At 50.9% G+C, this 25171-nt stretch carries 21 protein-coding genes and 1 other RNA gene; 7 read left to right on the top strand and 15 right to left on the bottom strand.

What is annotated here, in order from left to right:
• Positions 1-231 precede the first annotated feature (231 nt).
• From ACSBQN_RS01565 to apt, 9 genes are all read right to left on the bottom strand, one after another.
• Entirely contained in the window at positions 232-1542 is a 1311-nt protein-coding gene (locus tag ACSBQN_RS01565) for an inosine/guanosine kinase (protein ID WP_024474615.1), read from the bottom strand.
• A gap of 95 nt (positions 1543-1637) precedes the next feature.
• Positions 1638-2627, bottom strand: coding sequence for a Wzz/FepE/Etk N-terminal domain-containing protein (locus ACSBQN_RS01560; protein ID WP_024474614.1), 990 nt, complete (start codon positions 2625-2627; stop codon positions 1638-1640).
• 177 nt (positions 2628-2804) lie between these two features.
• On the bottom strand, positions 2805-3761 hold the full coding sequence (gene hemH / locus ACSBQN_RS01555) for a ferrochelatase (protein ID WP_036406455.1): 957 nt from the start codon (positions 3759-3761) through the stop codon (positions 2805-2807).
• A gap of 288 nt (positions 3762-4049) precedes the next feature.
• Positions 4050-4694 (bottom strand): adenylate kinase, encoded by a 645-nt coding sequence (gene adk, locus ACSBQN_RS01550; protein ID WP_004236486.1) that lies wholly within the window; start codon positions 4692-4694, stop codon positions 4050-4052.
• A gap of 211 nt (positions 4695-4905) precedes the next feature.
• The gene (gene htpG, locus ACSBQN_RS01545; RefSeq protein ID WP_220730813.1) at positions 4906-6780 is read right to left on the bottom strand and encodes a molecular chaperone HtpG; all 1875 of its coding nucleotides are present in this window, start codon (positions 6778-6780) and stop codon (positions 4906-4908) included.
• A gap of 162 nt (positions 6781-6942) precedes the next feature.
• Positions 6943-7560 (bottom strand): recombination mediator RecR, encoded by a 618-nt coding sequence (recR, locus tag ACSBQN_RS01540; RefSeq protein ID WP_004236484.1) that lies wholly within the window; start codon positions 7558-7560, stop codon positions 6943-6945.
• Positions 7560-7889 carry a YbaB/EbfC family nucleoid-associated protein gene (locus ACSBQN_RS01535; protein WP_015422952.1) on the bottom strand — a complete coding sequence of 110 codons (330 nt, stop codon included), beginning with the start codon at positions 7887-7889 and terminating at the stop codon, positions 7560-7562. Before ACSBQN_RS01535 ends, recR begins: the two co-directional genes overlap by 1 nt.
• 44 nt (positions 7890-7933) lie before the next feature.
• Positions 7934-9865, bottom strand: coding sequence for a DNA polymerase III subunit gamma/tau (dnaX, locus tag ACSBQN_RS01530; protein WP_354633168.1), 1932 nt, complete (start codon positions 9863-9865; stop codon positions 7934-7936).
• Between the two features lie 94 nt (positions 9866-9959).
• Positions 9960-10523, bottom strand: a complete 564-nt coding sequence (gene apt / locus ACSBQN_RS01525) for an adenine phosphoribosyltransferase (protein WP_024474610.1) — start codon at positions 10521-10523, stop codon at positions 9960-9962.
• 176 nt (positions 10524-10699) lie between these two features.
• Between apt and priC the strand changes: the two genes are divergently transcribed.
• Together priC and rsmS are read left to right on the top strand one after the other, a co-directional pair.
• Positions 10700-11245, top strand: a complete 546-nt coding sequence (gene priC / locus ACSBQN_RS01520) for a primosomal replication protein PriC (protein ID WP_036406466.1) — start codon at positions 10700-10702, stop codon at positions 11243-11245.
• Positions 11246-11263: 18 nt separating this feature from the next.
• Positions 11264-11428, top strand: coding sequence for a pleiotropic regulatory protein RsmS (gene rsmS / locus ACSBQN_RS01515; protein ID WP_071233360.1), 165 nt, complete (start codon positions 11264-11266; stop codon positions 11426-11428).
• Here the strand turns inward: rsmS and mscK are convergent.
• The 3 genes from mscK to acrR are packed head-to-tail and all read right to left on the bottom strand — an operon-like array spanning position 11416 to position 15925.
• A complete protein-coding gene (mscK, locus tag ACSBQN_RS01510) occupies positions 11416-14832 on the bottom strand; it encodes a mechanosensitive channel MscK (protein ID WP_080740576.1) in 3417 nt (1138 codons plus the stop codon). The genes rsmS and mscK overlap by 13 nt on opposite strands.
• A 54-nt stretch (positions 14833-14886) precedes the next feature.
• Complete coding sequence (locus tag ACSBQN_RS01505; RefSeq protein ID WP_024474607.1) at positions 14887-15240, bottom strand: DsrE/DsrF/TusD sulfur relay family protein; 354 nt, start codon at positions 15238-15240, stop codon at positions 14887-14889.
• 37 nt (positions 15241-15277) lie between these two features.
• On the bottom strand, positions 15278-15925 hold the full coding sequence (gene acrR, locus ACSBQN_RS01500; RefSeq protein ID WP_004236476.1) for a multidrug efflux transporter transcriptional repressor AcrR: 648 nt from the start codon (positions 15923-15925) through the stop codon (positions 15278-15280).
• A gap of 125 nt (positions 15926-16050) precedes the next feature.
• On the opposite strand from acrR, the gene ACSBQN_RS01495 reads away from it, so the two are divergent.
• The 4 genes from ACSBQN_RS01495 (at position 16051) to ACSBQN_RS01480 (ending at position 21627) form a co-directional block, all read left to right on the top strand.
• Positions 16051-17247 carry an efflux RND transporter periplasmic adaptor subunit gene (locus tag ACSBQN_RS01495; protein ID WP_024474606.1) on the top strand — a complete coding sequence of 399 codons (1197 nt, stop codon included), beginning with the start codon at positions 16051-16053 and terminating at the stop codon, positions 17245-17247.
• A 14-nt stretch (positions 17248-17261) separates the two neighbouring features.
• On the top strand, positions 17262-20438 hold the full coding sequence (locus ACSBQN_RS01490; protein ID WP_024474605.1) for an efflux RND transporter permease subunit: 3177 nt from the start codon (positions 17262-17264) through the stop codon (positions 20436-20438).
• A 562-nt stretch (positions 20439-21000) separates the two neighbouring features.
• On the top strand, positions 21001-21360 hold the full coding sequence (tomB, locus tag ACSBQN_RS01485) for an Hha toxicity modulator TomB (RefSeq protein ID WP_004236473.1): 360 nt from the start codon (positions 21001-21003) through the stop codon (positions 21358-21360).
• A gap of 63 nt (positions 21361-21423) precedes the next feature.
• A complete protein-coding gene (locus tag ACSBQN_RS01480) occupies positions 21424-21627 on the top strand; it encodes an HHA domain-containing protein (RefSeq protein WP_024474604.1) in 204 nt (67 codons plus the stop codon).
• A 549-nt stretch (positions 21628-22176) separates the two neighbouring features.
• Here the strand turns inward: ACSBQN_RS01480 and ffs are convergent.
• An RNA gene (gene ffs / locus ACSBQN_RS01475) (signal recognition particle sRNA small type) lies at positions 22177-22273 on the bottom strand.
• Between the two features lie 225 nt (positions 22274-22498).
• Here ffs and tesB point away from each other — a divergent pair.
• Positions 22499-23362 (top strand): acyl-CoA thioesterase II, encoded by an 864-nt coding sequence (gene tesB, locus ACSBQN_RS01470; RefSeq protein ID WP_024474603.1) that lies wholly within the window; start codon positions 22499-22501, stop codon positions 23360-23362.
• A gap of 59 nt (positions 23363-23421) precedes the next feature.
• On the opposite strand, the gene amtB is transcribed toward tesB, so the two are convergent.
• Together amtB and ACSBQN_RS01460 are read right to left on the bottom strand one after the other, a co-directional pair.
• Complete coding sequence (gene amtB / locus ACSBQN_RS01465; RefSeq protein WP_024474602.1) at positions 23422-24711, bottom strand: ammonium transporter AmtB; 1290 nt, start codon at positions 24709-24711, stop codon at positions 23422-23424.
• 19 nt (positions 24712-24730) lie between these two features.
• Positions 24731-25069 (bottom strand): P-II family nitrogen regulator, encoded by a 339-nt coding sequence (locus tag ACSBQN_RS01460; protein WP_004236467.1) that lies wholly within the window; start codon positions 25067-25069, stop codon positions 24731-24733.
• Between the last annotated feature and the right edge of the window lie 102 nt (positions 25070-25171).

Raw genomic sequence — 25171 nt, 5'->3', positions numbered from 1 at the left:
ACATGATCATAACAGATATTATGATCTTTTATTTACGGGATTCAGATTATTTTTACATCACGCTGGACATCATTATAAGATGAATTATTTTCCATTTAAGTTAATTTTAATATCATACCTTATAATTATGTTCGATAACATATAAATATTAATTCTGTCTGACATTTATATTGTTATTCCTGATAAAAAAACGCCGGATAATTCCGGCGTTTTTTATATCAGTTATTGTTATCAGCGTTCCCAGTATGACTCTTCCAGGCTGTCTTCCCGGTCCGGTAACCCTTTGGTCAGACGCGGTGAGTGCTGAATCAGTACCTGATAGCTGACACGGTTGGCATATTTGCAGACCTGCGCCAGTGAAGAGTATGTCAGATAACGGCGCTGATGCTTACTGGAGTTCGGGATATTCATCCGGTGATAGCTGTTGGCCGTAATATCATGCAGTAATGCGGATAATGCCCCGTCGCCGGCACCGTTGGTATTCATTATCTTATCCGGGCCGCCCATATAAGGTTCGATATGGGAATAGACCCGCGCCGCGTCCTGACAATCTTTCTGACGCATTGCGCGGCTGAATTCATAACGGTTAAACTCCGCCAGCGCGCCCGGCAACAGCGGGTGGGTGGTTTCGCGCATAAATTCTTTTTCTGAATAACCGGCCATATATAACCCGGCAGGACCTGCGGTACACAACACCAGATCCACCCAGTCCAGGGCTTTATCTGACGCCAGCAGCGGGTCGGCAATGCCCGTCAGTGCCAGTGCTTCTTCTTCATTCATTGCCAGCACAGAGACATTTTCCGCAAGGAAATCACGCCACCACTGCGGATCTTCCGCAATCACATGTTTGGTGCCCAGAGTCAGAACTACCGGAACATCATGTTTCCGGGCATATTCGATAGCTTTCATGGTGGCATCCGGCATCGGTTCGCCCGGTTTGCAGCGCACCAGATAGGCGGTCAGTACCAGTGCGGAGGCTTCCGCAATAATCGCTTCCGGAATACTATCCGGACGCAGCTGGTTCATCAGCCCGGGGCTGATGGCAAATGTCCGCTCACCGTTTTCACTGATCAGGGTAAAGCAGCGGCCAATCGGGCCGTCGACACCCTGTAAATAGTTGAGATCCATACGGCTGGAGGTGTTGCACAGATAATAATAGGCATAGCTGCCAATCTGAATATTATTGCACATGGTGCCCAGCAGCACAGAACGGTCGTCCGCCAGAACAGAATAATTGTGAAGGGTATTACCGATAGTACCACCGGCAAATTCATGGGTGATCAGTGAACGCTCAATCAGCTCACGATACAGTTCTTCAGCCACATCATCCTCAATCACCAGCGAATGCCCGCGGCTGAGCTGATAACGGCAGATAAAATCATCATCTACATTGGCTTCGATATCCACCAGCGTCTGATCAATACCAACGATATACGCGCGGGTATTTTCATCATCTTTCATCAGCTGGACAGGCTGTAATAACGGGTCACGCAGGCTGACCGGGAAATAGTGTTTGGATTTGCGTCTGCCGGGGAATTTCATAAAGGTTCATGGCCGGAAAAAAAGATGGCGTATTTTATCATAACGAAGGGAAGAATGTGAGCGGACAGAACCCTCAATGTCCGCTCAACCGGAAATTATGCTGATTTTTTTCTGTTAACAAACATATTCCATGCGAAAACCGCCATAACTGACAGAATAAACCCTAAAAAGGCGGATGCGATGAGATACATTTTAGTGCCGGGGCCGTCTTTCACCACCGGCAGATCCGGGGATTCGGTCACGGTGAACGGAACAATGTTCAGAGAGAAAGGCGCGATACTTTTGATAGCTTTCAGCGCATAGGCTCTGTCCAGAAGTTCCGCATCCACGTCCGGTAAATCCAGTGCTTTCAGGGAGTCTCTCATCTGCATCACAGCCGGACGCCCCATGGCACTGTAAGAGGCAACCGGGTCAGCTTCCGGATTCTGAGGCGGGACAGATGCCGCCGCCGGTGCAACCCGTTCAGCCGCAGCCAGGTAAGCCAGCGTTTGCTCCCGCTGATGTTCCGCTCTCACCAGCGCCACATTATACTGACTCTGACCGGCACTCAGCGCAGCGGCCAGGTTTTCCTGTAACTGCGTCTGCATTACATTCTGACTGTATTGTGCGGTGTAATCGAGGTAATCCGACAATATTTGCTGTGCTGTCTGCGGATCTGCCGCAGTGAAGGTCACTTTGGCAGTAGCCGGTTTCAGTATATCGCCGTCCGTTTTCTGAAAACCAAAAGAGCCGGAAACAGCAGTATCGCCCTGTGAGAGGCGGAATGATTCCTGTACTGACGGCGACTGCCAGACAGTACCGAACACGTTAAATGCAGCCGGCAGATCAGATACCGCAGTCACATTGAGTGCATTCATCTGCTGACGGACTTTATCCAGCTCCGGCATATCGCGGAGCTCTGTTGCTGTCACTTCGGCGGTACTGGTCCATTTCTGCGGCAGTATTTTGGAGACACCGAACCCGGCGGCAGCGAATAATACGGTCACAATGACGATAAAAACCTTATGCCGGTATAACAGTTTCAGCAGATCAATAATATCGATCTCGTCATTATTCAGGTTCACTGAACCCTTCTCATTCACCATGTCCGTAGCACCTGTCCTGTCTGCGATGAAATACTGAATTTCACTTAAAATGAACAATAATATCTATCATTTTTCAGCTAATTAATTGTTACATGATTAATGTTAACATTAATTTCTCAAAATTCTACGCATAACAGTGGTATATTTCGGACTATTCCAGATTGGAATGCGAAAAAACTAGCCAACCAACTCTTGCAACAGCTTTATATGAATATCAGCGTCATTAAGGGACTGAATGTAATGATATTCCTCCCCGCCGGAAGACAAAAAGAATGCTTTATTCTGTTCCTTAATTTCCTCTAACGTTTCCAGGCAGTCAGCCGAAAATCCCGGGCACATCACCTGAACAGATTTCACACCTTTTGAGGGTAATAACTTCATTGTTTCATCAGTATAAGGCGTAAGCCACGGCTCACGGCCAAAACGGGACTGATAAGTGTGCATGATATGTTCAGACGGGAAATTGAGCCTTTCCCGCAGCAATGCCGTTGTTGCTTCACATTCTGCCGGGTAAACATCGCCCTCTTTCGCATAACGGACAGGAATACCGTGATAGGACAAAATCAGCCGGTCAGGTACCCCGTGCTCCGCAAACGCGGCCTCCGCTGACTGCGCCAGCGCCTCAATATAGAGCGGATGTGTCGCGTAACTGCGGATAAAATGCAGTGACGGGAATGTCCGGCGGCGTTTAAAGATATCCGCCAGCCCGTCAAACACCGCAGCAGTGGTTGAGCAGGAATACTGCGGGTACAGCGGCAGAACATCCAGATGCGTCACCCCCTGTGCCAGAAGGGCATCAACGGCGGATTCCAGTGACGGTGAACCATAGCTCATCCCCAGCTCCACCGGTGTACCCGGCATCTGTGCCGCCAGTGCCGCCTGCTGACGGCGGCTGTATACCAGCAGCGGAGAACCCTCTTCCATCCAGACAGACTGATAAAGCTTCGCCACACGCGGCGAGCGGAATGGCAGTACAATACCGCGCAGAATACACTGCCAGAGCAGCGGAGAGACATCCACCACACGCGGGTCACTCAGGAACTGCTTCAGATAGCGTTTTACCGCCGGGGTTTCCGGCGCATCCGGAGTGCCTAAGTTAACCAGTAAAACGCCGCGTTTGTGTTGATTTGTCATCAGAAAATCCTGTCAGCAACTGAGAATGATTGTCAGGGTAATGTATTGTATGTAATGATTCTTATTCTTTTCTGCCATGTTCTTCATCCTTTTATCCGCAGGTTCGTTGGCTTCTCTCTGTCACCCGGTCACATACTGATGTATGCTCCCGGTGTGCCTTCGCTTGCCGCCTGCCTGCAAACAAAATGATTTTGAACATTGTCCTTCATCCTTTTGTCCGCAGGTTCGTTGGCGGCGCAGGATAAAAAAAGGCAGCCGTTTGGCTGCCTGACAGAAATAAGTGCCGGATTAACCCAGGATACGGGCTAATTCCTGACTGACTTCGCTTACCGGACGGGTGCCGTCAATACGGTTGTATTTCACGTCACTCATCTGAGCTTCTTTCTGATAGTACTGGATCAGTGGTGCAGTCAGCTGATGGTATTCCACCAGACGCTTACGGACGGTCTCTTCCTGATCATCTTTACGGATGGTCAGTTCTTCACCGGTCACGTCGTCTTTATTTTCTGTCTTCGGCGGATTGTATTTTACATGATACACACGGCCTGAGCCCGCATGTACGCGACGGCCGATAATACGGTCAACGATAATCTCATCCGGAACATCAAATTCCAGAACGAAATCAACGGTGATACCGGCTTCTTTCATTGCATCTGCCTGCGGAATGGTACGCGGGAACCCGTCCAGCAGGAAACCGTTACGGCAGTCATCCTGTTTGATGCGCTCTTTAACCAGTGCGATAACTAATGCGTCAGTCACTAATTTGCCGTTGTCCATCAGTTCTTTTGCCTGGAGACCCAATTCACTGCCGGATTTCACTGCTGCACGCAGCATGTCACCCGTCGAGATCTGAGGGATCCCGTATTTTTCCATGATAAACTGAGCCTGAGTCCCTTTACCGGCGCCCGGAGCGCCGAGCAGAATAATACGCATTGCGTAAACCCCTTGCTGGTTGCTTTTTTATAATTCGGATAAAAACAAGCTACCATACCATTTGTCAGGGTATGGACTCAAGAAAAGCGGGGAAACTCTGACGTTCGTTTTTCCTCATTTCAATAAAAAAACCACATGATCGTCATGAAATCATGTGGTTTTTAAGCGGGTTATGCGCGATTGTGCTCACCCGGCGCGGGAACGCCTGTTTTTAGCCTAATAACAGACTATTCATCCGGGAAACAAATTCGTTCGGATCTTCCAGGGTTCCGCGTTCAACAAACAGTGCCTGGTCGAGCAGCAGATTGATCCAGTCGGCAAAGCGGCTTTCGTCCTGCTGTTCTGCGGCCAGTTTCACCAGCGGATGCTCCGGATTCAGCTCGAAGTTGTATTTCACTTCCGGTGCCTGCTGGCCGGCGGCGGCAAACAGTTTCGCCATCTGTGTGCTCATATCATCGGCGTCAGTGGTGACAATCGCCGGAGTGGAGGTCAGACGATGGGTCAGTTTCACCTCTTTCACACGGTCGCCGAGCAGAGTTTTCACACGCTCAACAAACGGTGCCAGCTCTTTGTCCGCTTCTTCCTTCGCTGCCGGATCTTCATCCGCCAGTTTTTCCAGCGATTCATCCGCTTTACTGACAGACTGGAAGGTTTTACCATCAAATTCATTGAGGTAATTCATCATCCACTCATCGATGCGATCGGAGAGCAGCAGCACTTCAATACCTTTCTTACGGAACAGTTCCAGGTGCGGACTGTTTTTCGCAGCCGCATAGCTGTCTGCGGTGATGTAGTAAATTTTCTCCTGACCTTCCGCCATGCGGGATACATAATCCGCCAGGGAAACGGTCTGCGCGGAGGTGTCTTCCTTCGTGCTGGCAAAACGCAGCAGTTTGGCGATCAGTTCCGCATTAGTGATGTCCTCGCCCGGACCTTCTTTCAGAACCAGGCCGAACTGCTGCCAGAATGTCTGGTATTTTTCCGCGTCATTATTGGCCAGTTTTTCCAGCATCTGCAGAACACGTTTGGTCAGTGCGCTGCGCAGGCTGCGGGTGACGGCGCTGTCCTGTAAAATCTCACGGGAAACGTTGAGCGGCAGATCATTGGAATCTATCAGGCCGCGCACAAAGCGCAGATAGTTCGGCATAAACTGTTCCGCGTCATCCATGATAAACACGCGCTGGACATACAGGCTCAGGCCACGGCGCTGGTCACGGTGCCACAGGTCAAACGGAGCCACGGACGGGATATAGAGCAGGCTGGTGTATTCCTGCTTCCCTTCCACGCGGTTATGCGCCCATGTCAGCGGATCCGCAAAGTCATGGGAGAGATGCTTGTAAAACTCATTATATTCTTCATCACTGATGTCGTTTTTATTGCGCGTCCACAGTGCCTGAGCTTTGTTGATTTTTTCCCAGATAACAGTGCCGTCTTCTTCATTTTTGCTTTCGATTTCCACCGGCAGCGCAATATGGTCGGAATATTTGCCGATAACCGAGCGCAGACGCCAGTCATCGAGGAACTCATCTTCCCCTTCACGGAAATGCAGGGTGATTTCGGTACCGCGTGAATCCTTATGGGTTTTGGCGATGGAGTAATCCCCTTCCCCTTCAGATTCCCAGAACACCGCCTGATCAGACGGCACACCCGCCGCACGGGTGATCACAGTGACTTTGTCCGCCACGATAAAGGCGGAATAGAAACCCACCCCGAACTGGCCGATCAGCTGGCTGTCTTTGGCCGCGTCAGAGCCGAGTGATTCGAGGAAGGCTTTGGTGCCGGATTTGGCAATGGTACCCAGGTTGTCGATAACCTCATCGCGGGTCATCCCGATACCGTTATCACTGATGGTCAGCGTGCGCTTTTCTTTATCCGCGGACAGACGGACATGCAGATCACCGTCATTTTCATACAGTGAACTGTCGGATAAGGCACGGAAACGCAGCTTATCGGCCGCATCAGAGGCGTTGGAGATAAGCTCACGCAGGAAAATTTCTTTGTTGGAATAAAGTGAGTGGATCATTAACTGCAGAAGTTGTTTTACTTCTGACTGAAAACCACGGGTTTCTTGTTCTTGCAGACTCATGAATAACCTCAGACTGACTTATCAACGAAAAAAAACAGGATAAAAATCAGGTGGGGCCGGTCTCCGGGTTTTCAAGGCAAACGGGGAATTTTTTGTGACAATTCTGAGGAAAAGTGACAGACGGCACAGGCCGTCTGTCCGGGTAACAGGCAGAAACCGCCGTCAGTAATCGCTGTTGTAACGGATTTTCTGACGTCCTGCGATGGAGTGGGACAAGGTCGTGCCATCCACCATTTCCAGCTCACCGCCGACTGGTACGCCGTGGGCGATACGGCTGGCGGAGACATCATACTGCGCGCACATTTCCGCAATATAGTTGGCGGTGGCTTCCCCTTCCACTGTCGGGTTGGTGGCCAGGATCACCTCAGTGATGGTTTCCTGAGACAGCCGCTCCTCCAGTTTATCCAGCCCGATATCCATCGGACCGATGCCGTCCAGCGGTGACAGGTGTCCCATCAGCACAAAGTAGCGGCCGGAGAACTGCCCTGTCTGCTCAATCGCGTGGATATCCGCCGGGCTTTCCACCACACAGATAAGACCGGTCTGCTGACGGCGCGGGTTGGCGCAGATAGTGCATTGTTCCTGCTCGGTAAAGGTCCGGCAGTCCCGGCAGTGGCCGATTTCCGACATGGCGCGGGTCAGTGCCTGTGCCAGGCGCATTCCGCCGCTGCGGTCGCGCTGTAACAGCTGAAACGCCATACGCTGTGCCGATTTCGGCCCGACGCCCGGCAGGCAGCGCAGGGCGTCCATCAGTGCTTCAAGAAGCGGACTGGTTTGCATCAGAACGGCATCTTAAAGCCCGGCGGCAGTTGCATTCCGCTGGAGACTGACGCCATTTTTTCTTTCTGGGTTTCATCGATACGACGCGCGGCATCATTGAATGCGGCAGCAATCAGATCTTCGAGCATCTCTTTGTCGTCTTCCATCAGGCTTGGATCGATTTCCACGCGGCGGCAGTTATGTGCGCCGTTGATAGTCACTTTAACCAGGCCTGCACCGGATTCACCGGTGACTTCCGTATTTGCAATCTCTTCCTGCATCTGCTGCATTTTATCCTGCATTTGCTGGGCTTGTTTCATGAGATTGCCCAAACCGCCTTTACCGAACATAGTTTTCTCTCTTTGACTAAATTGCGTATTCTAACGCAAGGTGGTTAAACAGGCCGGATACTCTCTTCATCCAGTTCCGCATCAAAAAAGGTCAGCAGAGTCTGAATGGTTTTATCCGTCACAATGGACTGACGCGCCTGCGCCAGCATCTCTTCATAGATAGCCTGCCGCCATTCCAGCGGCGTTTTCATGCTGACATCATCGTCTTCACAAATTGTGAGACTGATAACTTTACCATAAAGTTCACTCAGTGCATCACTCAGCACGCTGTGTGCTGATTTTGAATTCAGGTGGCGCTGTGAGGTGCGCAGGTGCAGACAGATACTGTCTTCCCCGGTCTGCTCTTTCACCGCATTCAGCGCCAATTGCTGCACCAGTTTCGGCAGCTGCATTTTATCAATATCCGCCGCCCACGGATCCCGTTCCCGGGCGGCAACAGCCAGTTTTTCAGCCACTTCCGGCGTTTTTTCGTGCTCAAGGGCTTTTTTGATATCTTTCGGCCGCGCAACCGGTGTTTTCTCTTCCGGTTCATCCTGCTTCTGCGGACGCCACTGATACGGCTGCGGTTTACCGGATGCATTCGGCTGCGGTGCAGACACAGCACGGCCCCGGCGGTTTTCAGTCACGGCAGCGAGTCGCTCCAGTGCTGAGTTCGCCGGTTTACCCTTCTCAGTTAAGGTAACCGGCTCAGACTTTTTTGACGGCGGGATCTCCTGCCGGTTCAGTGCGTCACGGGCTTTCAGCAACTGGGCTGTCGGGTTGTTTTCCGTTTCCTGCGGCATCACCGGCGGCGGCGTACTGCGTACCGGTGCAGCCGGAGCCGCTGTCTGCGGTTGTGACGGCAGAGAGACCGGTGCCACGGACGGCGCGGTGATCACTTCATCAATCACATTACGCGGATGAAATGCCAGTGCGCGCAGCAGCGCCATTTCGGCGCCCATGCGTCTGTCAGGGGCATACGGCAGCTCTTTGCGGCCGACCAGCAGTGTCTGGTAATAGAGTTGCAGATCCGCCGGGGCAATAGCTCTTGCCAGGATGCGCAGACGTTCTTCTGTCACCCCGGCACTGTTATCCTGTACCGGCAGCAGTTGAAGCATGGCGATTTTATGCAGCGCAGCCAGCATTTCTGTCAGCAGATTATCCCAGTCCGCGCCCCGTGATGCGGCATCATTCACGCCGTTCATCACCTGAACGCCATCCCCTTTCACCAGGGCTTCCAGGATAGTCAGCGGCTGTTCGTCGTCCAGGGTGCCGAGCATCTGCGTCACCACCTCAGTGGTCACTTTTCCGGCGCCCAGGGCAATCGCCTGATCCGCCAGACTCAGCGCGTCACGCATACTGCCGTCTGCGGCACGGGACAGTAACAGCCGTGCACGGGCATCGTTTTCAATCTGTTCTGCGGTCAGAATGGTATCGAGCTGCTGACTGATCTGATCCACATCCAGCGCTTTGAGATGGAACTGTAAGCAGCGGGATAAAATCGTCACCGGCAGTTTTTGCGGATCGGTGGTTGCCAGCAGGAATTTGACGTGCTCCGGCGGCTCTTCCAGGGTTTTCAGCAGCGCATTAAAGCTGTGACGGGAGAGCATGTGAACTTCGTCGATAAGATAAACTTTGAAACGTCCGCGTGACGGGGCGTACTGGACGTTATCCAGCAGTTCACGGGTATCTTCCACCTTGGTGCGCGATGCGGCATCGATCTCAATCAGATCAACAAACCGCCCCTGCTCAATTTCAAGGCAGTTCTGGCATTTACCACACGGCGTAGCCGTGATGCCCTGTTCACAGTTAAGACCTTTGGCAAACAGGCGTGCCAGGGTGGTTTTTCCGACCCCGCGGGTACCGGAAAAGAGATAGGCATGATGCAGCCGCTGATGTTCCAGCCCGTTTGCGAGCGCTGTCAGAACATGCTGCTGACCGATAACCTGTGAAAATGTTTGTGGTCGCCACTTACGGGCAAGGACTTGATAGCTCATGGATTCCGCAGAGAGTGAACATGATTTTCCATCATGCTACCACAGCCTCACCACAATGGGCGAGGCTGAGTTTGCGTTTAATACGGGGAGAGACTCAGCCGCCGGCATATTCCAGCAGGCAGAAGCTGTGCACACCTTCCGCTTCAAGGCGTTCCGCGCCGCCGAGATCAGGCAGGCCGATAATAAAGGCCGCTTCATGCACTTCACCGCCCAGACGGCGGATCAGACGGATGGTCGCATTGACGGTACCGCCGGTGGCCAGCAGATCATCGACAACCAGCACGTTGTCACCGCTGCTGATGCTGTCTTTATGCATCTCCAGGGTATCAGTGCCGTATTCCAGATCATAGGTCTCGCTGAGGGTATCACACGGTAATTTCCCTTTTTTGCGGACCGGCACAAAGCCGACACCCAGACGTAACGCAACCGGTGCGCCGAATAAGAATCCACGGGCTTCAGTGCCCACGACTTTGGTGATCCCTTTGTCTGCGAAATGCTCCACCAGCATATCAATCGTCAGACGATAGGCTTCCGGATTGGCCAGTAATGTGGTGATGTCGCGAAACAGTACCCCTTCCTTAGGATAGTCAGGGATAGTCCGGATACTTTCTTTAATAAATTGCAGTTGTTCAGCAGTTGCGCTCATAATGGGTGCCATAGAGATAACACGAAACCTCAGAATCTATGCAAATCAGGGGAAAATTGCAACCGTATCCCGTGACTTTGCCGATTATTTGTTGTTTTATATCAAACAGACTAAAAAATGCTTCTGTAACTATAGATCCTCAACAGATCCTCAACGACGATCCCGGGCACATTTCACTGAGGCGGATAATGAACACCAGACAATTGTTACAGGCGCTGCGGCAGAAAATCAGCGCGCTGGAAGAGCAGATTGCCCCGATAGCAGACCGGGAACTGAGCCAGCGCCGCTTCGATGATACCCTGTTCGCCGCCCGTAATAAAACCCTGCGCCTGTGCATGGATGAACTACTGCACCATACTGACCAGCTTGAGCAGTGCGCGGATGAAAACCGGGCTGAACAGGTACGCTTTCTGGCAGAAAAAATTGTCGCCCAGATTGCGGCACTCAACCGTGAGGCCGCCACTCAGGCGCTGCGGCAGAAAGAGCAAAGCTATGTGAAACGGGACAGCCAGGTGGATCTGTATCAGCGTCTGGCGCAGCATCAGGATTATGAGCGCCGCCTGGCTCAGATGACCGATGACCGCGAACTGGCACTCGGCCGCGCACAGACCTTTGCCGAACAGCAAAAGCTGCAGAAAGAGCTGGCGGCACTGGCCGGGCGCCTTGTCCGCTGCCGTCAGGCACTGCGGCGGATAGAGCGGCAGATTGAACGCCACGACGGCACCGAATTTTAATCAGATACCGGATACCCCATGAGTCTTGAAAATGCCCCCGATGAGGTAAAACTGGCGGTCGATCTTATCTGTCTGCTGGAAGAGAACCGCATCCCGGCCGCAACCGTGCTCGCGGCGTTACAGATTGTCCGCCGCGATTATGAAAACAAACTGCGCGATACCGGAGATGATCAGGCCGGCTGAGCGCCGTCATCCTTCTCTTTTCCCTGCACCTGTACTTCTTTGCCGCTGTTCTGATCGTGGAGATACACTTCCAGCTGATTGAAGGCGATATTAATATCGTTTTCGCGCGCCATCCGGTCAATCGCGCGGTTCACTTCATCCGTGGTGGCACTGCGGTCGCCGATAGTGCGCACATAGAAACGCAGCTGGTGATCGAGGCTGCTGGCACCAAACTCGGTGAAATACACACCCGGCGCCGGGTCGGTCATTACTTTCGGGTTATCAGTAGCCGCTTTCAGCAAGACCTCTTTCACCTTCGCCAGATCCGAGCCGTAAGCCACACCGACATTAATCACAATCCGCGTTACCGTATCAGAGAGTGACCAGTTGGTCAGGCGCTCGGTCATAAAGGCTTTGTTCGGGATAATGACTTCTTTGCGGTCAAAATCAATCACCGTGGTCGCACGGATGCGGATCTTGTTAACCGTACCGGAGAAAGTACCGATAGTGACGGTATCGCCGATGCGGATCGGGCGTTCAAACAGAATAATGATACCCGAAACAAAGTTAGCGAAGATTTCCTGTAACCCGAAGCTGAGACCGAAGGTTAAGGCTGCTGCCAGCCACTGTAATTTACCCCACGACACCCCGAGGGTGCCAAACGCGGCAATCGTCCCGATCCCGACAATCAGATAAGTCAGAATGGTGGTGATAGCGTACGAGGTGCCCTGGCGCAGCGAGAGCCGCGAGAGCACAAGGACTTCAAGCAGACCGGGCAGGTTGCGCATCATTATCCAGGACACCACCACAATCAGGACAGACAGGATCAGATCCCCGAGCGTGATCGCTTCCACCACATTCCCCAGCGCGGTATCGACGTTGTAATGCCACAGCGTGATACTGTCAAAGAAGGAGAAAATAGTAATAAAATCAGACCATATACCGTAGAACGCCGCTGCAAAGACAATAAACAGCACCATCGAGGTCAGACGCAGTGACTGCTGGTTAATCAGCTCCATCGACATCGGCGGCTCTTCCACAATCACATCCGGGACATCATCCCCCTCATGCTGCTCCTTATGCTGAACCTGCTGTTTCTGACGGCGGGCCAGCGCGCGCTGATAGGTCAGACGCCGTGCTGCCAGTGCCAGGCCGCGCAGACTGGTATGATAGACGATATACCACAGCAGCAGCAGATAGAGGCTGTCTATCCAGCGGCTGCTCAGGCGCAGTGCCGTGTAGTAATAGCCCAGCCCGACCAGCACCACCAGTACCAGCGGGGAGAATGTCAGTAAGGTCAGCAGGAACGCCCGCACCAGGTGAGAGCCCTTCTCGCGCCAGATCTCAATGCAGAACGGCAGTGTGAATGCAAAGACAAACACCAGGGCCACCGGCACCACCAGCTGACCAATCACATCATCCACCAGACGCAGCGGGTATTCCATCCCGTAAGCCGCCCACAGCATAATCGGCAGCAGCGGCAGTGCCAGGCGCACCAGTCTGCGGCGGCCGGTACGGCAGACTTCAGGATCGATCCCGAAGTGTGTGACAGCAATCCCCTCCGGCTTCATAATCCGGTAACTCCACTCGAACAGCACCCAGAAGAGAGCCAGTTGGCGGGAGATAGTCCACATCAGTGCGGAATCCGCACTTCCGGTTTTCAGGCAGAAATAGCCGAAGGCAATCACAAACAGTGAGGACGGCAGGGTTTTGATCAGCATCAGTCCCAGCGCCATTGGTGTGTAGATCTGGCGGTCTTTTTTCAGCCGCCCGACATCAGCATTAATTTCAGCCAGTTTGGTATCAATATTCTTGGTGCCGAAACGCAGCAGCAGCGCAATAATCAGCAGAGGAATGGTAATAAAGAGGGAATCGACAAAACCGTTGATCAGGCTTTGCAGCGACCAGTTCAGATCCAGTGACGTCAGCTCCTGTTTGGCCGCGCCCGGGAAGGACTGGAACCAGGCCAGGTTAACCGGTTTGTTACTGTTGACCCAGAAAATCTGCTGCGCGAGGGTTTTCTCCAGCGAAGCCACCACGGTGACCAGTTGGGTCTGATCGAGCTGCAGATTAATCGCCTGGGAAATCTGGTTACCCATCTGGGTATTCAGCTGATCCAGTAAATCCTGACGGACAGACACCACCTGCATCAGCGCATGTTTCTGAGCCCGCAGCTCTGCTGCGGTCGCCGGCATATCATGAGTTTTGGCGTACTCGTCAATCATGGTGCTGACAAAATTGTCCGGCTGATAAAGCTTGTCGCGCTGCTGGTTGATTTCAAACTGCGCCAGACGCATATCCGCAATCCGGTCCGGCAAATCTTTAATCAGCAAATCCGGCGGCAGGTAGATCTGCTCTTTAAACAGGATACGGGAGAGCAGCAGGCTGCCGCGCAGCACGGTGATCTGCTCTTTGAGGTTGCGCTCGGATTGCAGTGCGCGATCCAGAATACTGCGTACCTTAATAGTGCGCTGCACCAGCTGGTTATTATCCCGGGTGGCGGCGACCAGTTTTTCACTTAAATCATGGTTGAGCGCGATTTCACGCTGCACCAGCGGATCATCCTGCATATTGCGCTGGGTATCATCCGAACTCTGCGCCTCTTTGGCCGCCTCTTCCGAATAATCCAGCCGCTTGCCGCTGACCGTTTCCTGAATCACATCAATATTGCTTTCCAGCTGTTTGATGCGCTCCACCACATAGTCACGCTGCACCTGCAGCAGATTCTGTAACTGGGTGTTCGACTGTAATGCCCGTTTCTGATAATCAATCTGCTGCTGTAAGTAATACTGCTCCACCTGAAGGGCTTCAATTTCTGTCGGCCGCAGCACTTTCTGGGCCGCCATCGAATCATTCAGCAGGACGCGGATCTGCTGCAGACGCTGCACATTACCGTACATAATATTCTGCGCACGCTCAGGCTGAGTCTGGAGAGCAATCAGATCACTGTTATAAGAAGAGAGGTTATTCTGTGCGGTCTGCAACGCCTCAAGAGTGCTGTTAAGTTTCAGCTCCAGTTGTGAGAGCGGCAGATTCTCAATGGAGGCCCGGTATTCCGCCAGTCCTTCATCAGTTAATGATTTTATCTGCGTTAATTTTTGTGTGACCTGATCTGACAGTTTCGGGGCTTCATCCACCCGTTTTTTCAGTGCCTGTGATTTTTCTTTCAGGGCATCGAGATTGTCATAAAACACCAGCGCCCGCTCCAGATCCTGCACTGACAGCTTATCAGCGGCAGTCTGTTCTTTGCGGTTATTCAGGGCATTGAGTTCGGTCTGAATGGTGTTGCGGTCAGGAATATCCTGTACGGCCGCCACCGCGCTGTTCTGAACCAGCACCGGCAGCAGAAATATGAAACAGGTAAAAAGACGGAGGAAAATCTGCCTCAGCAGACCGGAAGCCGGGACACGGCTGATTCGCTTCATAATAATATCCACCTGTATCTGCCCTTCCCCGGCTGTCTGTTTCAGGTTATCTGATTAAAAGGTAATGATTTTTTCTGCATCAAGTGACCACTGCGCCAGCTCGGCCAGTGTCCCGACCTGCACGCCGTCCACCAGCGGAAGCTCAGTGATACCGCGGGCATCGGTACAGGTTTTACACAGCCTGATGTCTGTTTTCTGTGCCACCAGGATCTCCAGCATCTGTTTCAGGTTATAACCCTCTTTCGGCTGCTGACCGCGTAACCCGGCGACCACCGCATCTGACATCAGAAAAACATTCATCGGCACCTGACTGTCCTGCTCTTTAATCGCAATTGCCAGACGCAGTGCGTTAAATAAAGATTCACTGCCATACGCAGCGCCATTGGCAATAATTAATACAGGCTTCATACATGATATCCTTAAGGTTAATGTTATAAAATGTAAATCAGGCGTCTGCCGGCGGTAGCTGCATATTTTTACTGAGCATTAACATATCCAGATAACCGTCAACCAAATATTCAGCCTGCCCGCTGATATTAAAACTCTCGCTGGAAAAGAGCCAGTTTTCTAACAGCCCGGTTATCATTCCGCGCAGCATGATAGCCGCACGGCGTAGATCGAGGGTTGACGGCAGCAGCCCCAGTGTAACGCTTTCAATCAGGAACGACTCTATTCTTGAGTATTCCGCAGCATATAAATTTTGTCTGATGGTAATTAATTCGCTCATTTCACCGGTAAATTCACATTTATGAAATGAAATGCTCAGAATAGCCCGCATTTTGGGATCAGAAGCCACAGACGTCAGAATGTAAATTAATATTTTCTTAAACACTAAAAGTGGATTATCCGGGTATTTTGCCCGATACTCTTGTTCAATAAAGCCAATTTTCGTATCGGTTATCGAACAGACTTCAGTAAACAGATCAACTTTATTTTTGAAGTGCCAATAGATCGCACCACGGGTCACACCTGCTTGCTTTGCAATATCCACTAATGACGTCGCAGACACGCCCTGCTCACTGAAGGCGGTTAACGCGGCATCAATAATCTGCCGGCGGGTTTCTCCGGCCTGTTGTTTAGTTTTTCGTGCCATGTAAGGCCTGTGTCATCTGAAGTTAATTTACATACATTCGTGTATGTTTGTATTATAGCACGCTGATTTATTAGTTAATCAACCATATTTACCGGTTAAAAATCGACATTTTATAGAGGTTTACTATGCGAAAAAACAGAGGCGTTCTACCTCTGGCGATGCTCGTTCTGTCCGGGAGCTTTCTGCTGTCCGGATGTGGTGAAGAGCAGAAGCAAGGGGGCGAAATGCCACCGCCGGATGTTAAAGTCGTCACACTGAAAGCTGCACCACTGACAGTGAGCACGGAACTGCCGGGACGAACTTCTGCTTACCGCATCGCGGAAGTGCGCCCTCAGGTCGGCGGCATTATTTTAAAACGCAACTACAAAGAAGGAAGTGACGTCAAAGAAGGCGAATCGCTCTATCAAATTGATCCGGCTCCTTTTCAGGCCACGCTGAACAGCGCGCAGGCTGAACTGGCAAAAGCCAGAGCGAATGCCGAACTGGCCCGCCTGACAGTGAACCGCTATAAACCGTTGCTGGGAACAAACTATATCAGCCGCCAGGATTATGATGAGGCTGTCTCCACACATGCACAGGCTCAGGCTGCGGTCCGGGCTGCACAGGCAGCTGTTCAGACAGCACAAATCAACCTGAACTACACCAAAGTCACTTCACCGATTTCCGGTCTGTCCGGTAAATCAAACGTGACTGAAGGTGCATTAGTGGCAACAGGTCAGAGCCAGCCGCTGACACTGGTTCAGCAGATTGACCCTATCTATGTGGATGTAACTCAGTCCAGCGATGATTATCTGCGTCTGAAACACGAAATCGCCAGCGGTGCCGTGGATAAAGAACAGGGCAAAGTTGCGGTCACCCTGGTGACAGCTGAAAACAAAGATTATACCCATAAAGGTTATCTGGAATTCTCCGATGTGACTGTCGACGAAACCACCGGCTCCATCACCATGCGTGCTGTGTTCCCTAACCCGCAGGAATCCCTGCTGCCGGGCATGTTTGTCCGCGCCCGTGTGGATGAAGGTGTGCGTCCTGACGCCATCCTGGTTCCGCAGCAAGGGGTTATCCGTACAGCAAAAGGCGGTGCGGTGGTTAACGTGGTTAACGCCAAAAACGAAATCGAAGTCCGTCCGGTCACTGTCGGCCAGGCATATGGTAACAAATGGCTGGTTACCGCCGGTGTGAATAACGGCGAACGTGTTGTTGTCGAAGGCTTCCAGAAAATCAAGCAGGGTGCTGTCGTTAAGGCAACAGAGGTGGATTTAAATGCACAGCCGGCAACAGCTGCGCCGAAAGAAACTGAATCTGCCAGGAAGTCCCAATAAGGAGTCAGTGATTCATGCCAAAGTTTTTTATTGAAAGACCGATATTTGCATGGGTAATCGCCATTATTACCATGCTTGCAGGTCTGTTGGCGATCATGAAACTGCCGGTGGCACAGTATCCGACTGTTGCCCCGCCGGCGATTTCGATTTCCGCAACCTATCCGGGTGCGGATGCCGAGACGGTTCAGAATACGGTAACCCAGGTTATCGAACAGAACATGAACGGTATCGACAAAATGGTGTACATGTCTTCAACCAGTGACTCAGCAGGTAACATGAGTATCTCGCTGACCTTTGAAGCTGACGCCGATCCGGATATTGCCCAGGTTCAGGTACAGAACAAACTGCAGCTGGCTATGCCGTTACTGCCGCAGGAAGTGCAGCAGCAGGGGATTACGGTTCAGAAATCAACCAGCTCCTTCCTGTTGGTTGCCGCGTTTATTTCCGATGATAAAGACATGACGCAGGATGATATTGCGGACTATGTCGGTTCAAACGTGAAAGACCCGCTCAGCCGTGTAACCGGTGTGGGGGAAACCCAGCTCTTCGGTACCCAGTACGCCATGCGTATCTGGCTCGATCCCGATAAACTGGTGAAGTACAACCTGACCACTATCGATGTTATTAATGAGATTAAAATTCAGAACAACCAGGTTGCTGCCGGTCAGCTCGGGGGAACGCCCTCTGTTAAAGATCAGCGTCTGAACGCATCGATCATTGCACAGACCCGGCTGAATACCCCTGAGCAGTTCCAGGAAATCATGCTGCGCGTGAATACTGACGGTTCTGTTGTCCGTCTGAAAGACGTTGCTTATGTGGAACTCGGTGCAGAGAACTACGGGATTATCGCGCGTTATAACGGTAAACCATCTGCCGGTATCGGGGTTAAACTTGCCACAGGGGCCAACGCCCTGGATACAGCAAACGCAGTTCGTGAAAAGCTGGCTGAAATGCAGCCGTATTTCCCGGACGGAATGCAGGTTGTTTATCCTTACGATACAACTCCATTCGTTAAAATCTCCATTTTCGAAGTGGTGAAAACACTGGTCGAAGCAATCATGCTGGTGTTTGTGGTGATGTATCTGTTCCTGCAAAATTTCCGCGCAACATTGATCCCGACTATCGCTGTTCCGGTCGTGTTATTAGGTACATTCGCCGTTCTTGCCGCTTTCGGGTATTCGATAAATACCCTGACGATGTTCGCGATGGTGCTGGCCATCGGCCTGCTGGTGGATGACGCCATCGTGGTGGTGGAAAACGTTGAACGTGTTATGCAGGAAACCGGCCTGCCGCCGAAAGAAGCCACAAAAGTATCTATGGGGCAGATTCAGGGTGCCCTGATGGGTATCGCCATGGTGCTTTCTGCGGTATTTATTCCGATGGCCTTCTTCGGGGGTTCAACCGGGGCAATTTACCGTCAGTTCTCTGTAACTATCGTATCAGCCATGATTCTGTCAGTATTAGTGGCATTAATTCTGACACCGGCCCTGTGTTCCACCATGCTGAAGCCTATCAAACAGGGCAGCCACGGTGCTCAGACCGGATTCTTCGGCTGGTTCAACCGGATCTTTGAGAAACAGACTCACCACTATACTGACAGCGTGGGCCGCATGCTGCGCGGTACCGGTCGTTATCTGCTGCTGTATGTTGTGCTGGTTGCAGCCATGATTGTGATGTTTGTCCGCCTGCCGTCTTCCTTCTTACCGGAAGAAGACCAGGGGGTATTCCTTGCCATGGTTCAGTTACCTCCGGGCTCCACACAGGAACAGACTCAGGTTGTCCTTAATGAAGTCAGCGATTACTTCATTAATACTGAGAAAAATGTGGTGGAATCTGCCTTTACCGTTAACGGCTTCGGTTTCGCCGGTCAGGGACAGAACATGGGTCTGGCTTTCGTTGTCCTGAAAAACTGGGATGAACGTAAAGCGAAAGAAGATAAAGTGGAAGCTATTGTCGGCCGTGCCAACGCGAAATTCAGCCAGAATTCAGGCGCAATTATTTATGCGTTCAACATTCCGGCAATTGTTGAGCTCGGCACATCCAGCGGCTTTGACCTTGAACTGATGGACAATGCCAACCACGGGCATGAAGCTCTGACTCAGGCCCGTAACCAGTTACTGGGACTTGCAGGCAAACATCCGGATATGCTGGTTCAGGTTCGTCCGAACGGGATGGAAGATACATCTCAGTATCATCTCTATGTTGATCAGCAGAAAGCTGAAGCATTAGGTGTGGACATCAGCACTATCAATGCGACAATGAGCACCATGTTCGGCGGAACATACGTCAACGACTTTATCGATCGCGGACGTGTCAAAAAAGTCTATATTCAGAGTGATGCACAATTCCGTATGCTTCCTCAGAATATTTCTGAACAGTATGTCCGCAATAACAACGGTCAGATGGTTCCGTTCTCCGCCTTTGTTGATACGAAGAAAGATCCGTGGTCATTTGGTTCACCACGTCTGGAGCGTTACAACGGTTTACCGGCTATGCAGATTCAGGGGAGTGCCGCACCGGGTAAAAGTAGTGGTGATGCGATGAACCTGATGGAAGACCTGGCAAAAGAGTTGCCGCCGGGCTTCGGCGTTGAGTGGACAGGTATGTCTTATCAGGAAAAAATGTCCGGTAACCAGGCGCCTGCACTGTATACCATCTCACTCATTATCGTCTTCCTTTGTCTGGCAGCGTTATATGAAAGCTGGTCGGTTCCGTTCTCTGTTATGCTGGTCGTTCCGCTCGGGGTTATCGGCGCGCTGTTGCTGACCCATGCACGCGGGCTGGAAAACGACGTGTACTTCAAGGTCGGCCTGCTGACAACCATTGGTCTGTCGGCGAAGAACGCCATCCTGATTGTGGAATTCGCCAAAGACCTGATGGAGAAAGAAGGTAAAGGGCTGATTGAAGCAACACTGGAAGCGGTTAAGATGCGTCTGCGTCCTATCCTGATGACATCGCTGGCCTTTATGCTCGGGGTTATTCCGTTAGTCCTGAGTAACGGTGCCGGTTCCGGTGCACAGAACGCCGTAGGTACAGGTGTGTTCGGTGGTATGATCGCCGCAACCTCACTGGCTATCTTCTTCGTACCGGTCTTCTATGTGGTTATCCGCCGCCGCTTCAGTAAGAAGAATGAGGACATTGAGCATGCTCATGCGGTAACGCAAAAGAGCGATAGTCCTGACGGATTTTAATCCTGCTTAAACATAAAAAGGTCACATTAGTGACCTTTTTTATTTTTTTGACATGATGAATATTTTTAAATTTGAGTAAGAAAAACTTAAATAAACAATAGATGAATGTAAATTATAACATTTTACAAATGTAAGGTTTTGTCATAACACGTTATGATTCATCACCTGCCCTTTCCCATAAAAATTCAGTAAATTTAAGCAGATGAGTAATTATCACCTGTGTATCATCGCATTTATTCTGCATTTAAATTTACTTTTTTTGTATTTTGGCTAGTGACAAGAGCGGAAATAGTGTTATATTACTAACAGGGTTAACTCAGACCTTTTTATTCACATCTTTTTCCGGAACATCACGTTCACTGACTGAAACAGATTAACACGTAATCAGCGTCTGGTTATCCGCTTGTGCTGAACGGAACTTTACATTACCTTTATTTATAATTAAAGGCTGATGATATATATAATACACCGACGTCGATAACGTAATAACTTACTCATGTGTTAATTATAATTTAACGTTTTTCAGCGCCTTATCATTCCCGGTTACATTCAGGAGGTGATTATGGACGAGTATTCTCCACGAAATTACGATATTGCGGTACTGAAGTATCTGTGTGATGAACTTTGCCGTGAAGGCACACAAACCCTCATCAGAAGCAATAATTATTGGGTTAATGATTTAGCCTCAGATTCAAACTTAAAACTTAACGAATTATTAGGTTACATTGCTGACGTGGCCTGGAGTTTTAAGATAAAACATACACAAAATAAGGATCTCATCTCATTTGTCGATGAATACATCGATGAAACTTACGCGCTGTTTGGTCAGATGGAAGTTTCGTTTAATGACGTTGAGGAATGGAAGAAGATGGCATCACTGGTAAGCAGCATGCTGACCAGCGAGGGGCATCTCGTCCACTAACGGAATACAGATTTATATATCAGTATATTGCGTACTAACAACTCAGCAAGAAGATAACATATGATGACTAAACTGGACTATCTCATGCGCTTACGTAAGTGCACTTCTATTGAAACACTGGAACGTGTCATTGAGAAGAACAAATATGAACTGACTGATGATGAGCTGGAGGTTTTTTATTCAGCAGCCGATCATCGTCTGGCCGAATTAACCATGAATAAACTGTATGACAAAATCCCGGCATCTGTCTGGAAATTTGTCCGTTAATTCAACCTGCTGTAACCGCCTCTCTTTCAGGCAATAGTCTTATTTTTAGTGATCCCGGGCCAAAGGCACAGCTGACTGACTTTGGCTTCCGATCATGCCCGCTATTTATCCCGCTATTCTTTACGTATATTACGATACAGATATAATTTATAACAAAAGCATATATTTTATGTTTGTTTCACTCACCAGATTATTAAATGACGATACCCATTTATTAAACTCAATGTATAGCGAAAATTTTATTTTCACTGTTTACCACTATAATGGGTTAAATCAAAAATAAGATTTTTACCTGAACATGCGATTTTATGTGAAACTCTCTCTTTTACACTAAGAACATAAAACAAATTTTACCTATATTGCTATATCCTTATATCTGATATTGCCCGCTGAATGCCGGAGTTTGTGCGGACAGGGATAATGTTAAATTATGAATACATGAATAATATGCGCCGGATGAATAACGGAAGAAACTCGCTGTGCAAACAGAGGCAAACAGTATCAATAACGGGATAAGCACGAGACGGGTACAGCAGAAATGGGTGGGGGCCTTGCCAGCGACATCCCGGCACACAATTCCCCTGCTATGGCTGCTTCCTTCCGGACCTGACCGAGTTAACAAGTTCATGTTGCGGGAGAACCAACAAAGCCCCCATAGGAACCCTCAATAATGAGGCGGTGCTATTATCCGGGATCATTACTGAAATAGCAAGGCAACCGGCGCTGACCGCTGTATTTTTACACACTACTGACACAATGACATTCCCCTGCCGGCCGGGAACCGCACATAACGGCGGTTTATCATTTTTCAATTGCGCTGACAGCGATTAGAATGACCGGTTCCTGCTGAAAATACTTAATAAGGGTAACTATGAGCCTGGCATTAGAAAACCTGATAAACCTGATGGCACTCGAAAAACTCGAAGACGGGTTATTCCGGGGGCAAAGTGAAGATCTCGGCCTGCCGCAGGTCTTTGGCGGACAAGTTGCCGGACAGGCACTGTATGCAGCGGGACAGACCGTTCCGGCTGATCGCCGCGTTCATTCATTCCACAGCTATTTTCTGCGCCCGGGCGACAGCCATAAACCGATTATTTATGATGTGGAAAATCTGCGTGACGGCAAAAGTTTCAGTGCCCGCCGTGTCAGCGCGATTCAGAACGGAAAACCGATTTTCTATATGACCGCCTCTTTCCAGGGGGAAGAGAGCAGTTTTGAGCATCAGAATGCCATGCCGGAAGTTCCGGGCCCTGACGGACTCGCCTCTGAAACTGATATTGCCCGCAAGATCGCCGCGAATCTGCCACCAAAAATGCAGGCACTGTTCCTGCGTGAGCAGGCGATTGAATGGCGGCCGGTGCGTTTTTACAGCCCGTTTCAGAACCCGGAGAATCCGCCGGTGCGTTATACCTGGCTGAAAACCAACGGTACAATGCCGGATGATCAGGCTCTGCATCAGTATCTGCTCAGCTATGCTTCTGACTACAATTTCCTGCCGACCGCTCTCCAGCCACACGGCTACGGCTTTATGCAGCCGGAAATTCAGATTGCCACGATTGATCATTCCATGTGGTATCACCGCCCGTTCCGGCTGGATGAATGGCTGCTGTATGCCGTGGAAAGCCCGACAGCGTCCGGCGGACGCGGTTTTGTCCGTGGTCACTTCTATAATCAGGCTGGTGCGCTGGTTGCATCTACTGTGCAGGAAGGCGTTCTGCGCTTACGGGATATTTAAGCGCCTGCATAAAAAAGCCCCCGCTGCACATCGGTGAGCGGGGGCTTACTTTTTTGCGGCTATGAGCGGTTATAGGCCTGCTCGCCATGCGTGCTGATATCCAGCCCGCTGATCTCATCTTCTTCTGTGCAGCGTACACCGGTTGTCAGTGCCGCGCATTTGAATGCGATGTAAGTAATCACTCCGCTCCAGAGCACAGTAACCAGGATGCTTTCCGCCTGAATCCATACCTGATGCAGCATAGTGACACCTTCTGCGTAGCCGGTACCGCCGAGAGCAGACGCGGTAAACACGCCAGTCAGCAGACAGCCCGCAATACCGCAGACGCCGTGGATCCCGAAGACATCGCAGACATCATCCACTTTCAGGCGGCGCTTCAGTGCAGTGACGCCCCAATAGCCGGCAATACCGCTGATAAGGCCGATAACTATCGCCCCCGCGACGCCCACCGTCCCGGCCGCCGGGGTGATCCCGACCAGGCCGCCGATACAGCCGGAACACGCACCGAGAAGTGAGGGCTTACCCCGCATGCACCACTCTGCAATCACCCACGCCAGCACGCCCGCCGCCACCGCAATCACGGTATTCAGAAAAGCCAGTGCTGCAATACCATCCGGTTTTCCGGCCGATCCGGCATTAAACCCGAACCAGCCGATATAAAGGATCGCCGTGCCGGTAAAGACCATCGGCAGACTGTGCGGTTTGGTCGCGGTTTTCCCCGGTAACAGGCGCGGTCCCAATATGTAAGCACCAACTAACCCGGCAACCGCCGCGTTAATATGTACAACGGTTCCCCCGGCAAAATCCAGTGCGCCATCTTCCGCCAGCCAGCCGCCACCCCAAACCATATGCGCCATAGGTACATAAGCCAGAGAGAACCAGATAACGGTGAACAACAGAAAGGCCGTGAATTTGATCCGTTCTGCCAGCGCACCGGTGATAAGTGCAACAGTAATTGCCGCAAAAGAGCCCTGGAAAATAACGTGTGTCAGCTGGCTGATACTGCCGCTGTTACTGACAGGCGTGATCCCGCTGAGAAATGCATGAGACAGACCGCCAATCACCCCATTTCCGTCAGAAAACGCCATGCTGTAGCCATAAAAAACCCATAACAGCAGCACCAGCGCGAAGCTGACAATCACCTGTGTCATGACTGATAACACATTCTCACGTCGTACCAGTCCGCCGTAAAACAGCGCGATACCGGGAAGTGTCATAAAATACACCAGTGCGGCACAAATCAGCATAAAACCATTATCCGCACGCTCCATTCCTTCCGTTGCACTGAATGCCGGAAGCGGCAGCACCGCGGACATCACAACAGGCAAGACCATTTTTCGTTTCATCATCTGAGCATCTCCGCGCGGTTTAAATAGCTTCATCATTTTGTTCACCGGTACGGATCCGTACCGCCTGAGTAATGTCTGAAACAAATATTTTCCCGTCACCGATACTGCCGGTATATGCCGAGCGGCAAATTGCCTCAATAATGCGATCAAGAGAATCATCAGGCACAACAATCGTAAGCTGCGTCTTCGGCAGAAAATCCGTGCTGTACTCTTCCCCCCGGTACAGCTCAGTGTGCCCCTTCTGTCTGCCCGCACCCCGTACTTCCAGTACAGTTAATCCCTGAATACCCTCTTCGTTCAGCGCATCTCTGACGTCATTAAGTTTAAAAGGCTTGATGATGGCCATTATCATTTTCATCGCATTCTCCGCTTCAGGTTGCTGGTGTCCTGAGGGCAAGTTGCAAAAGTGATGCCAATAAGCAGAATGGAAATTAAATCTATTAATTACAATGGGATAAAA

The organism is Morganella sp. B601 (assembly GCF_051172335.1).
Lineage (GTDB): Bacteria > Pseudomonadota > Gammaproteobacteria > Enterobacterales > Enterobacteriaceae > Morganella > Morganella morganii.
This window is presented reverse-complemented; position numbering and strand designations above follow the sequence as displayed.